We start from the raw sequence: 12,316 nt of genomic DNA on the forward strand, positions 1-12,316 counted from the left end.
GGCATGATCACCACCATCCCCAACGGGGTAAGATTTCAAAAAGGGGCTGGACTGTCAGGATATGTCGCCGAGTTGAGCTCCGCGTTCAGCTGCGCGTCGCTCGGGATCGTCCCGACCGTGCGCCATGCCGATTATATCGGCTCCTGGCTTGAGGTCCTGCGCGAAGACAATCGGGCCATCGTGCGTGCCGCCTCACAGGGGAGCAAGGCCGCGGACTATTTGCTCGGCTTCGTTCCCGGGGCCGTTGAGCCCGCGTCGCTGGATTCGGTTGTCGCCGATCACGAAGCGGCATGATTCTTGGCCTCGTGGCCGCGCGAGAGTGAGAGGAGGGGAGGCTGTTCGCGACGGGTTGGAAGCCGAGAGAGAGTCTCACGGCCGCCCGTCGTGGAGAGCCAAAATGACGAAAGCCGTACAAAAGATCACGCTGTCGCCTTCCCGGGACATTCCCTTCAACAAGCTCGTGCTCAGCCAGTCGAACGTTCGCCGGGTCAAGGCCGGTGTCTCGATCGAGCAGCTAGCCGAGAGCATCGCGCAGCGGACGCTTCTGCAAAGTCTGAGCGTCCGGGCCGTCGTTGATGCAGATGGCAACGAGACCGGCATGTTCGAGGTGCCGGCGGGCGGCAGGCGCTATCGTGCCCTCGAGCTTCTGGTGAAACAGAAGCGGATGTCCAAAACGCAGGCGGTGCCGTGCGTTGTGCGTGAAGGGGGCATCGCCGCGGACGATTCGGTGGCGGAGAACGATGAGCGGGTCGGTCTGCACCCGCTCGATCAGTTTCGCGCCTTCCAGACTCTCCGCGATCTCGGCATGACCGAGGAAGACATCGCCGCCAGGCACTTCGTGAACCCTGCAATTGTCAAGCAGCGGCTGCGGCTGGCGTCGGTGTCGCCGAAGCTGCATGAGGTCTATGCCGAAGACGGCATGACGCTCGAGCAGCTCATGGCGTTCTCGGTCACGGCCGATCACGCCCGCCAGGAGCAAGTCTGGGAGAATGTCAGCCGTTCCGGCTATGACGAGCCTTACCAGATCCGGCGCTTGCTCACCGAGAACACCGTACGCGGGTCCGATCGCCGCGCCCAATTTGTGGGCCTCGATGCCTATCAGAGCGCGGGCGGCGGCGTTCTGCGGGATCTGTTCGAGCACGACGACGGCGGCTGGCTTCAGGACGTCGTGCTGCTCGACCGCCTCGTAACCGAAAAGCTCAAGGCCGAGGCTGAGACGATTGCCGCGGAAGGTTGGAAGTGGATATCGGTCGCCGTAGAGTTCCCCTACGGTCACACCCAAGGCCTAAGAGAAATCGAGGGCAGACCTGTCGATCTCTCGCCTGAGGAGCAGGCCACCATCGATGCGCTGAACGCCGAGCAGGCCAAGCTCGAATCGGACTATCACGATGCAGACGAGCTGCCCGACGAGGTCGACCAGCGTCTCGGCGAAATCGAGTCGGCGTTGGCGGCTTTCGAAGACCGGCCAGTGTTTTACGAACCGACAGAGATCGCCCGAGCTGGTGTCTTCATAAGTATCGATTCCGAAGGACGCCTCTCCGTGTACCGGGGTTACGTCCGGCCAGAGGACGAGATGCCGGCATCTGATCCTGATGTCGGGCAGGACGCCGACGTGTCGTCGACCGAAGGTCAAGAAGAGGGCCCTTCCGTCCAGCGCACGGTGATCGCGGTCGCGGGTAGCGCTCCCGATGCCGAGGATGATGATGAAGACGCGGCCAAGCCTCTGCCGGATCGGCTGATCACCGAGCTGACGGCGCATCGCACGCTGGCACTGCGGGATGCGCTGGCAGAAAATCCTGCGGTCGCGTTCCAGGCGGTGTTGCATAACTTCGTGCTGACGGCCTTTTACCGGTTCGCATCGTCCGGTAGCTGTCTTGAGATCGGCCTTCGCACGCCGAACTTTCCCGCTCAAGCTCCAGGGCTGAGAGAAAGCGTCTCCGCCAAGGCTGTCGAGGCGCGGCATGAGGCCTGGACGGCACGGTTGCCGAAGAGCGAGAACGATCTCTGGGATGTGCTGACGGCTCTCGATGGCGGTGCACAGGCGTCGCTGTTCGCCCACTGTGCCTCATTTGCGGTCAACGCCGTCTATGAGCCAGCCAACCGCTACAATCAGGGCCGTGTTTCCGCTCACGGTGTCCGCACGCGTCTCGACCAAGCCGATGTGCTGGCGCGCGCGGTCGGGCTCGACATGGTGCAGGCTGGCTGGCGACCGACCGCCGACAACTATCTCGGCCGGGTCACCAAGCCCCGTATTCTGGAGGCGGTGCGGGAAGCCAAGGGCGAGTCGTCGGCACAACTGATCGACCATCTGAAGAAGGCCGACATGGCCAAGGAGGCCGAGCGTCTTCTGGATGGCTCGGGTTGGTTGCCGGAGCCGCTGCGTCTCGTCGATCCCGATGTGGCGCCAGTGGAGCAGGAGGGCGAAGCGGGCTCGCTGCCCGAATTCCTTGCCGACGAGGAGGACCCGGAGAACGCCGGCGACGATGATCCGCAACAGCTCGACGCGGCTGAGTGAACATCATCGATCGGGATGGCTCGGGTCGTCCCTCAGTTGCTTGGGGGCCGGTGTACAGCGCCGGTCCCCCATTATTATGGGCGAGGGCTGAGAGGGAGAGTCGGGCCGGGAAGGGTTTGAGCCGTCGGGGTCAGAGGAGAGCGCCTGATGGTTCGACCCGTTCCTGCTCTCCTGAAGAAATCCTGCCATGACCGAATCTATCTCCGGCGGCTCTGCCGCTGCGCCTCTGTCGATGCGTGCCGCTGCAAGTCTCACCTCAGCCGCCGTCAGGGCCGCGCGACAACTCCTGACTGATCTCGAACGTGGCCGTCGCATCGATGCCGTCGTTCTGCGTGGCGCCATGGAAGCTGCCTTCGGTGCTTCGGACACGGCCGGCGTCTGGAACTGGAAGACCGCCTATGACGTCTGCGAGGCGGCCACCGTTCTGTTCCTTCGCAAGTTCGGCTCTGCCATGCGCGCGAAGGCTGGCTCAACGACCGCTATGCTGCCGATGCTTGCACGAGTGGCCGGTCTTCTGCCGACCCATACGCGGCGCTCCGAGGATAGCCAGTTGTTTCAGCAATTCTCGACGCCGATCCCGCTTGGGCTTGCCGCTTGCACCGCAGGCGGCATTACGCCGGCCGACCGCGTTCTGGAGCCCTCTGCGGGGACCGGTTTGCTCGCCATCTTTGCCGAGCTCGCTGGCGGAGCTTTGCTATTGAACGAGTTGGCCGAGTCCAGGGCGGGGATGCTCGAGCATCTGTTCGCGGGTGTTAAGGTCACGCGGTTAGATGCGGCACAGATCGATGACCACCTCGACGATGGTGTCGCACCGAGCGTCGTCCTGATGAACCCGCCGTTCTCGGCGTTGGCGAGCGTTGAACGACGGATGGCGGACGCCGCTCTCCGGCACATCGCTTCAGCCTTGGCACGCCTTTGCGACGGCGGGCGCCTCGTCGCCATCGCCGGGGCAAGCTTCGCGCCGGACAATCCGGCATGGTGGGATGCCTTTGTGCGGCTCCAGGAACGCGGGCGGGTGGTGTTTTCTGCGGCGATCGGCGGCGCCGTCTACGCCAAGCATGGCACTCAGACCGATACGAGGCTGCTTGTTATCGACAAGCAGCCTGCTGCCGATCCGACGGCTTTTCCTGCCTCGCCAGGCATGGCCGCCGATGTCGCTACCTTGCTTGACTGGGTGAACCAACATGTGCCTCCAAGGCTGCCCGTCGCCAGGCCATCGGAGATCGCCGCTATTGAGCGGCCAGCGATGTCGCGATCGACCCGCACCGTTGCACCGCGCTCATCGTCCTCTTCGATAAGCGCCGCACCAGAAAGTGTCGAACTTGCGTATGAGACAGTCGAATGGTCGTCGCCGGAAGGCACCCGGCTGACCGATGCGCTTTACGAGGAGTACGGTTTGCAGTCGATCCGTATTCCCGGATCGTGCACGCATCCGACAAAGCTCGTGCAATCCGCGGCGATGGCCTCGGTCGAGCCGCCAAAGCCAAGCTATCGGCCGCGCCTGCCGGCGAACCTCGTCCGCGACGGCATCCTGTCCGACGCCCAGCTCGAGACGGTGATTTATGCCGGCGAGGCCCACGGTAGCTATCTCGCCGGCGCCTGGACCGTTGACGAGACCTTCGACCTTATTACCGCCGCCAGCGACGATGCGCAGAACGCCGTCCGCTTCCGTCGAGGCTTCATGCTCGGCGATGGCACCGGCGCCGGCAAAGGTCGCCAGTCCGCTGGTATCATTCTCGACAATTGGCTGCACGGCCGGCGCAAGGCGGTCTGGATCTCGAAATCCGACAAACTGCTCGAGGACGCGCAGCGCGACTGGTCGGCGCTCGGCATGGAGCGTCTGTTGGTCACCCCGCTCTCGCGCTTCCCTCAAGGCCACGACATCCGGTTGCCCGAAGGCATCCTATTTTTAACCTACGCTACGCTGCGGTCCGACGACCGCGGCGAGAAGCTTTCGCGCGTGCGGCAGATCGTTCAATGGTTGGGCTCCGACTTCGACGGCGTCATCATTTTCGACGAAAGCCATGCCATGCAGAATGCCGGTGGCGGCAAGGGCGAGCGGGGCGATGTCGCGCCCTCGCAACAGGGGCGTGCGGGCTTGCGCCTTCAGCATGCGCTGCCCAATGCCCGCGTAGTCTATGTCTCGGCGACAGGCGCCACCACGGTCCACAATCTCGCCTATGCCCAGCGGCTCGGGCTCTGGGGCGGTGAGGATTTTCCGTTCGCCACGCGCGCTGAGTTCGTCGAGGCAATCGAGGAGGGTGGCGTTGCGGCGATGGAGGTGCTCTCCCGCGACCTTCGCTCGCTCGGCCTTTATACCGCACGCTCGCTTTCCTACGACGGCGTCGAATACGAGCTCGTCGAGCACCAGCTCACCGACGAGCAGCGGCGTATCTACGACGCCTACGCCGGCGCCTTCAGCGTCATCCACAATCACCTCGACGCGGCGATGCAGGCCGCCAACATCACCGGTGAGACCGGCACGCTTAATCGTCAGGCCAAGTCGGCCGCGCGCTCGGCCTTCGAGTCCGCCAAGCAGCGCTTCTTCGGCCATCTGCTCACCAGCATGAAGACGCCGACCCTGGTCCGCGCGATCGAGCGGGACCTGGCCGAGGGCCATGCCGCCGTCATCCAGATCGTCTCGACCGGCGAGGCGCTGATGGAGCGGCGGCTAGCCGAAATCCCACCTGAGGAATGGAACGACGTCCGGGTGGACATCACGCCGCGCGAGTACGTGCTGGATTACCTCGCCCATTCCTTCCCAGTGCAGCTCTATGAGCCCTTCACTGACAGCGACGGCAATCTCTCGTCCCGGCCCGTCTTCCGTGATGGCCAGCCGGTCGAGAGCCGCGAGGCCGTTGCCCGCCGCAATGAGCTGATCGAGCGCCTCGCGTCGCTTCCGCCCGTTCCCGGCGCGCTCGACCAGATCGTGCAGCGTTTCGGCACTGACCTCGTGGCGGAAGTGACCGGCCGTTCGCGGCGCGTGGTGCGCAGGGGTGACCGCCTTGCCGTCGAGAACCGTTCAGCCTCTGCCAATCTCGCCGAGACCGCCGCCTTCATGGACGACATGAAGCGCATCCTCGTCTTCTCGGAAGCCGGCGGCACCGGCCGCAGCTACCACGCCGAGCTCTCGGCGCGGAATCGCAGGCTTCGCGTCCATTATTTGCTCGAGCCGGGCTGGAAGGCCGATGCCGCGATCCAGGGGCTCGGTCGAACGAACCGCACCAATCAGGCGCAACCCCCGCTGTTCCGCCCCATCGCGACTGACGTGAAGGCGGAGAAGCGCTTCCTCTCGACCATTGCGCGCCGGCTCGACACGCTGGGCGCGATCACGCGCGGCCAGCGCCAAACCGGCGGCCAGGGTCTATTCCGGCCCGAGGACAATCTTGAGAGCCACTACGCCCGCGACGCCCTGCGCCAGCTCTACCTGCTGCTCGCCCGCGGCAAAGTCGAAGGCTGCTCGCTCCAGACCTTCGAGGACGCCACGGGCTTAAAGCTCGTGGACGACAACGGCATCAAGGACGACCTGCCGCCGATCACGACGTTCCTCAACCGCCTGCTCGCGCTCACCATCGACCTGCAAGGTCTGCTGTTCACGGCCTTCGAGCAATTGCTGAACGCCAAGGTCGAGGGTGCCATCGCCAGCGGCGTCTACGACGTCGGCCTGGAGACACTGCAGGCCGACAGCTTCGTCGTCGCCGATGGGCACCCGATCTACACGCACCCCGCGACTGGCGCGGAAACCCGGCTGCTCACGATCACCGAACGCCGGCGCAAACGCTCAATGAGGCTGGATCAAGCGCTCGATTATCTCGTCGATGCTCGGGCGGTGCTGCTGATCAATGAGCGCTCGGGGCGCGCTGCGGTGCAGATTCCCGCACCGAGCTTCATGCTCGATGACGGCGAGATCGAACGCCGCGTGCGGCTAGTCCGTCCGATGGAGCACCATCACGCTTCAATGAAGATGATGGACGAGAGCCATTGGCAGCTTGCGGATCGCGAGGCCTTCGCAGCAGCCTGGAACGGCGAAGTCCTTGAGGTCCCCGAGTTCGCTGAGAGCACCCTCCATATCGTCGCCGGCTTGCTGCTGCCGATTTGGAAGCGGCTTCCGAACGAGTCGGGCCGGATCTATCGGCTTCAGACCGACAATGGCGAGCGCATCATCGGTCGTAGGGTCTCGCCGGCCTGGGCGGCGAACGCTTGCGCGACCGAAACCAGCAGCTTGGGCCCGCAGGAGGCTTTCTCGGCGCTGATGGAGGGACGCACCGTCCTCGACCTAGCCGAGGACCTGCAGCTCCGTCGTGTCCGCGTGATGGGTGCCCATCGCATCGAGCTGTCCGGCTTCACCGATACGATGCGCGACCGGCTGCGCGCCTACGGCCTCTTCAGCGAGATCATCTCGTGGAAGCTGCGCATGTTCGTGCCGACAGACGCGACCGGAGCCGGGGTGTTGGCAAAGGTGCTCGACCGCTATCCGGTCGTGCGCGTCGGCGACCGGGAGGCCGCCTGATGGCCCGCGACGACGCATCCGAACTGGCCCGCCGTCTCGCGCGTGACGCCGAGGCGGTGTGCCGCCACTATCTGCCCAACGGACGGCGGCAGGGCCGCTACTGGATGGTGGGCGACGTCCGTAATACGCCTGGTCGCTCAATGTTCGTGCGACTTCAGGAATCGGTGAAGGGACCCGCGGGCAAATGGACCGATGCTGCCTCGGCCGAACATGGCGATCTCCTCGACGTGATCCGCGAGAGTTGCGGTCTCCTGGACTTCCGCGATGTCGTCACTGAAGCACGACGCTTTCTGAGTCTGCCGCGTCCAGAACTGGAGCCAGAGCCAAATCGCCTGTCGAGAAAATCCCCCGCACCCCTCGGATCGCCAGAGGCGGCGCGGCGACTCTTCGGCATGTCGCGGTCGATCGCGGGCACACTCGTCGAAGCGTATCTCCGCAATCGCGGAATTACGGCTTTGCACGAAACCGGAAGTCTGCGCTTTCACCCACGTTGCTACTACCGACCTGACGACCACAGCTCAACCGAGACCTGGCCGGCGATGATTGCCGCCGTCACCGATCTCTCCGGCCACCTGACCGGCGCGCATCGTACCTGGCTTGACCCCGGCGGCTTCAGCGAGACGACGCTCGGCAAGGCGCGGATCGACACGCCGAGGCGGGCGATGGGCGACCTGCTTGGTCACGCCGTCCGATTTGGCGTAGCTGGCGACGTCATGGCGGCCGGCGAGGGTATCGAGACGATGCTGTCGCTCCGCAGCGTCCTGCCGACCATGCCGACGGCCGCAGCCCTCTCGGCGGCGCATCTCTCCGCCATCCTTCTCCCGGAAACACTCCGCCGGCTCTACATCGCCCGCGACGACGATCCCGCCGGTGACGGCGCCATGGCGACCTTGATCGACCGGGCGCAGGAGGCCGGGATCGAGGCGATCGTGATCTCGCCACGGCTTGGCGACTTCAACGAAGATATTCGCTTGCTCGGATTTGACGCCCTTCGGGCCGCGAGCCGCGCGCAGATCGCGGCGCAGGACGTCGCGCGCTTCATGGAGTTGGCGGCATAGCCGGAACGGGACGAGGGGCGAGGCGGCTGCTTCGTTACCGCGTGGCCGGTGATCATGCTTCCCTCGTTGCCGGAGAGGACCGCTCCCAGGGCCTTCTTAAGAGGGCGATCGGGCGGCAAGCGGCCCGGACCGGCAACCTCGTGGGCCGACTATTTTCCGTCGGCGGCAGAGCCGCCTTTACATCGCGAGGCAAAATAGTCGGCCCCCTTCGGTCCTCCGCCAAGGCTGCGGCCCACAGCTCGCGCTGCGGGTGCAAGTCCGCTCCGCCTGCCGCTTTCGTCGCCATGAAGGCCGCGATGGGCGCGGTCGATCCGACGAGGGCAGCGCAATGACCGCCGACCACGACAATGATTTCGAGCCGCGCCACGGTTCATCCCCGACCGACCACATCCTCCAGGAACTCCAACTCTACGGCTACCGGCCCTTCCACGACGAGCCCGATCCCCGCGGGCTCCCCGAAGCGCGAGTCCTCGCCGGCAGCATCGCCGACATCTTTGATGCCCTCGTAGTGGCGCTGTCCGATACCCGACTTGAGCCCGACCTCGAAGACCTGCTCTGGTCGACGGTGAACGTCTTCCATCGCGCCATTGACAGGATCGAGCGCGAGCTTGACGACAACGAACTGGCGCAGCAGCGCTCGCAGCGCGAGCAGGACGGCAGCGAGATCAAATCCGTCGAGCTGGAGCGACTGACGGCGGAAGGGCAGACGCTGATCGAGCGACGAGGCGCCTTCGAGCTCATGCGCGACCAGGCTGCCGACGAGTTCGAACGCCACACCCATTCCGCTTGGCGGCCGCGCAACGGGTCGAAGGTCAATCACCGCAATCTGACGTCCGCCATGATCGACAGCCGCGATTTCCTGACGGCGAAGAAGCGCGCCGACAATCAGGTGCTCCTGCCCGCAGGACCGAAGGTGGCGCTCACAGGCGGGCTCGACTTCAACGACCACCGGTTAATCTGGGCCAGGCTTGATCAGGTGCATGCGAAACACCCGGATATGGTGCTGCTGCACGGCGGATCGCCCAAGGGCGCCGAGCTCATCGCCGCCAAATGGGCCGATAACCGCAAGGTGCCGCAGATCGCCTTCAAGCCCGACTGGACGAAACATGCCAAGGCAGCGCCATTCAAACGCAACGATGCGATGCTGGAGACGCTACCCATCGGCGTGATGCACTTCCCCGGCACCGGCATCCAGGACAACCTCGCCGACAAGGCGAAAAAGCTTGGCGTCCCGGTCTGGAAGTTTGGCGGCGCATAGACTCCGCCGTACTTTGTCGTGCAAAACGATGAGTGAGCTGAAATCTCAATCGCGGCACAAATATCGAGCAGGCTCAGGCGTCCTCGTCATAATAATGCGAGTCATCAATGGCGCCCGATGTCTCCAGCTCCGGCCGCCTATAGCCGATTCGACCGGCCACACGCTCAAATGTCATCATCGACGTGAAAACGATGGAATCCCCGCTGAACGGCTTATCCGGATCGTTCTCTCCATTGAGAGCGCCTGAGACATTTGCCACGAGCACATCGTCTCCGACGTCGAGGCTTACTTTGTCGATATAGAGCTCGTCAAATAAAGCGTTCGTCATGGCCATCTCACCCGAGAGAGCGTCCTCGATCATCATGGGATCCTCTTGAATGAAGGACACGTTGATATGCTCCTCGAGATCTCGGGTGTACCAAACCTCACCTGAAAGGTAGCCGTTTGCACTGAGAAAGCTGGACAGCTGCGACGCTAGTTCGTCAACGTTGGGTAGGCCTGTGGGAAGACCATTGAGCTGCTGCAGGCGCTGATCCATCAAGCGCAGATCAGGTATTAGGATCGCGGCTTCGTTCAAAGCAGAAAGCTGGTATGTGGGCTCGACCCTTAAAGCCGCTGCGGTTGATAGCCAAAATACGCAGCAACGATCTCGTGAGCGTGACCTGACCCAAGCTTGCTGCCAGTCAGATTGTTGAACGTTGTACGCAGAAAGTCTGCGCATTCCTTTTGGATCGAAGACATGGCAAATCCATTTCAGTCCGGCGTCTTAATGGCAGTCACAAGCGCTTCATGACCACCGCGCGCCGGCAGAATGGTTGCCGTGGGGTGTTCGATTGGGAAATCGAGATGCCGCCTTTTGGGTCGCTTGCAGCCCAGGCGATCGGCTACTGGCGCTCAATATGGTCACTTTGGCTGTCGCACACAACTGGATTTGTGACGATTCCGTCGCCGCCGTTTGCTGCTATACTGCGTTCGCGCCGTGGTGGTGGTGGAAGGCGCGACCGTCAGACCTTTATCTCACGGAGCCCACCACCATGATCACCTTGGGACCACTGCTTGTTTTCCTCGTCATAGGGTTCTTCGCCTGGCTGCTCTTCACGCTTGCAGTCTTCGCGTTGCCCGTCTTCGCCGGCGTAACGATTGGATTTTGGGCCTTCCACACGGGAGCCGGAACTCTGGGCGGCATCGCTGTCGCTCTCGTGGCTGGCGCCGCAACCTTCGGCATCGGCCAACTCGCGCTCGCCCTCGTGACATGGACTTGGCTCCGGCTCTTCGTCATCATCCTCTACGTCGCGCCCGCCACCGTCGCCGGTTACAGTGCCACGCACGGAATTGCCCAGATGGCGATGTCTTCACCCAGGTGGCAGACCGTTTTCGCGGTCGTCGGAGCCGTTGCCGTCAGCATCACAGCTTTCATCCGCTTCACTGGAATGGCCGCGGACGGACCAGCAAGACAGCGCTTGGCGCGGGGCTGACATGTGTACTGGGGCGGCGGCCCGGTACGACCCAGTCACGACGGTTTCGAAGCTTCGCCGGCGATCGATGTGGACGCGGACACGATCAGCATCATCGGGCGTTCTAGTTCTTCGGCCAATTGCGGCGTCTGCTGGATCTGCTCGTGTGTCGGGGCAAACTCCTCGACCCGCCGAATTTGAAAGCCAGCGCCGATCAGCGTGTTCAGGGTAGTGCCCACCGTCCTATGGTATTTCAGGACGCCCGGGGCGAACCAGTCCGTCCGACGTTCACCCTCAACGGAATATCGATTGACCGGCCAAGTTTTGCGGCCCTCCTCATCACTAATCCAGTGCGGATGTGCGGCTGCCATGAAGATCGGATGTTCAATCGTAAAGACGAATGCCCGTCGGGAACCAACGCCTTTCGGATCACATGCACGAGACGGCCAAAATTCTGAACATAGTGAAAAGCCAGCGAGCTGTAGGCGAGGTCGAAAGCCGACTCGGGTAGGTCCAGCGTCTCAAGATCGGCGATGCGGTACTTGATCGCGGCGTCCGTTGTGTCCGCCCTGGCACGCTCGATCATGCTCTGCGACAAATCGACACCAAGGACTGAGGCCGCTCCCTGCTCCCGCATCCAGCGCGAGGCCCAGCCGAAGCCACATCCGAGATCGACGACACGTTTTCCGTCCAGAGAGGGCAGCATAGCTCGGATCGCAGGCCATTCAGGAGCACCTTCCAACCCATGCACCTGCCGGAGCAACTTGCTGTAGCCAGCGAAGAAATCGGGACTGTCGTAAATATTCTGCGCCATGTCTGCCTGCTATTCGGCTTGTCGCTCTGTGTTGTCCAGACGATGCTTAGATATCCAAGCAGAGTTGTCGTGGTGGGCTGTGACACGTCATGAGTCTACTCAAATCAAGCTGCACAAAGGCATCTTGAATCGGCGGACTTCTCGCGCTGGAAACGAAAAACCCCGGCATGAAAGCCGGGACTCCCGTCATGCCACGGCGTACATCCGGCCGCGACAATCAGACGACAGTTAGCACGGGGTTTTCGAAGAAAATGTGACCTTCGCGGTCGTCGTTCTTAAAAGTCGGAGTAGGCGGTATAAGTCCGCAAGCTCATCCCGGACTTTCGGATGATCACAATGCCGCGCTCGCAGAGTTTGCCGGAGCGCGCGACATCGAGGCCTTCTCGCGCGCCGCAGTGCGCTACAGCAAGCAGTTCCGCAGCGCAGCTTCCCATTTCCGAGCCAACCTGAACGTTGCCGCGTTTCCTCAACTTGAGAACGCTTGCATTGAAATTATTGTTCGAGAGCGAAGTGAAAGTGCTGACACTTGCTGCTATTCTCATGAGACGATCGAAGGAGGTCGGAAAAACCTCAAGGAAGGCCGGGTGGTGGGTGCAAGCGTGTCGGCACTGAGGCTTCGCGGGCCGGAAGGGACTCGAGAGGCGTGTGGGGCTCGCACCGGCTGGCACTCATTCTTTGCAAGCGAGCTGAGCTCTGCTCGATTCCGA

7 protein-coding genes and 1 pseudogene are annotated in these 12,316 nt (G+C 63.1%); 6 read left to right on the forward strand and 2 right to left on the reverse strand.

The window, feature by feature from the left end; genetic code table 11:
* From GGD66_RS32970 to GGD66_RS32990, 5 genes are all read left to right on the forward strand, one after another.
* Nucleotides 1-294: zincin-like metallopeptidase domain-containing protein (locus GGD66_RS32970; protein WP_246789096.1), on the forward strand; the 294-nt coding region annotated here is incomplete at its 5' end.
* 103 nt (nt 295-397) lie between these two features.
* Nucleotides 398-2,515 (forward strand): ParB/RepB/Spo0J family partition protein, encoded by a 2,118-nt coding sequence (locus GGD66_RS32975; protein ID WP_183260697.1) that lies wholly within the window; start codon nt 398-400, stop codon nt 2,513-2,515.
* Between the two features lie 187 nt (nt 2,516-2,702).
* A complete protein-coding gene (locus GGD66_RS32980; protein ID WP_183260699.1) occupies nt 2,703-7,025 on the forward strand; it encodes a strawberry notch-like NTP hydrolase domain-containing protein in 4,323 nt (1,440 codons plus the stop codon).
* Nucleotides 7,025-8,083: a toprim domain-containing protein gene (locus GGD66_RS32985; protein WP_183260702.1), complete on the forward strand. Its 1,059-nt coding sequence runs from the start codon at nt 7,025-7,027 to the stop codon at nt 8,081-8,083. Before GGD66_RS32980 ends, GGD66_RS32985 begins: the two co-directional genes overlap by 1 nt.
* A gap of 328 nt (nt 8,084-8,411) precedes the next feature.
* Nucleotides 8,412-9,341: a DUF2493 domain-containing protein gene (locus GGD66_RS32990; protein WP_183260704.1), complete on the forward strand. Its 930-nt coding sequence runs from the start codon at nt 8,412-8,414 to the stop codon at nt 9,339-9,341.
* A gap of 73 nt (nt 9,342-9,414) precedes the next feature.
* Here the strand turns inward: GGD66_RS32990 and GGD66_RS32995 are convergent, their stop codons facing one another.
* Complete coding sequence (locus GGD66_RS32995) at nt 9,415-9,879, reverse strand: hypothetical protein (RefSeq protein ID WP_246789098.1); 465 nt, start codon at nt 9,877-9,879, stop codon at nt 9,415-9,417.
* Between the two features lie 496 nt (nt 9,880-10,375).
* Here GGD66_RS32995 and GGD66_RS33000 point away from each other — a divergent pair, with 496 nt between their 5' ends.
* Nucleotides 10,376-10,816 carry a hypothetical protein gene (locus GGD66_RS33000; RefSeq protein WP_183260706.1) on the forward strand — a complete coding sequence of 147 codons (441 nt, stop codon included), beginning with the start codon at nt 10,376-10,378 and terminating at the stop codon, nt 10,814-10,816.
* A 35-nt stretch (nt 10,817-10,851) separates the two neighbouring features.
* Here the strand turns inward: GGD66_RS33000 and GGD66_RS33005 are convergent.
* A pseudogene (locus tag GGD66_RS33005) lies at nt 10,852-11,609 on the reverse strand (class I SAM-dependent methyltransferase).
* Nucleotides 11,610-12,316: the final 707 nt, after the last annotated feature.

This window comes from Bradyrhizobium sp. CIR48, from assembly GCF_014198315.1.
Lineage (GTDB): Bacteria > Pseudomonadota > Alphaproteobacteria > Rhizobiales > Xanthobacteraceae > Bradyrhizobium.

Coding starts and splice junctions, on each gene's coding strand:
- GGD66_RS32975 (WP_183260697.1), top strand. CDS start 398: ATGACGAAAGCCGTACAAAAGATCACGCTGTCGCCTTCCCGGGACATT.
- GGD66_RS32980 (WP_183260699.1), top strand. CDS start 2,703: ATGACCGAATCTATCTCCGGCGGCTCTGCCGCTGCGCCTCTGTCGATG.
- GGD66_RS32985 (WP_183260702.1), top strand. CDS start 7,025: ATGGCCCGCGACGACGCATCCGAACTGGCCCGCCGTCTCGCGCGTGAC.
- GGD66_RS32990 (WP_183260704.1), top strand. CDS start 8,412: ATGACCGCCGACCACGACAATGATTTCGAGCCGCGCCACGGTTCATCC.
- GGD66_RS32995 (WP_246789098.1), bottom strand. CDS start 9,879: ATGGATCAGCGCCTGCAGCAGCTCAATGGTCTTCCCACAGGCCTACCC.
- GGD66_RS33000 (WP_183260706.1), top strand. CDS start 10,376: ATGATCACCTTGGGACCACTGCTTGTTTTCCTCGTCATAGGGTTCTTC.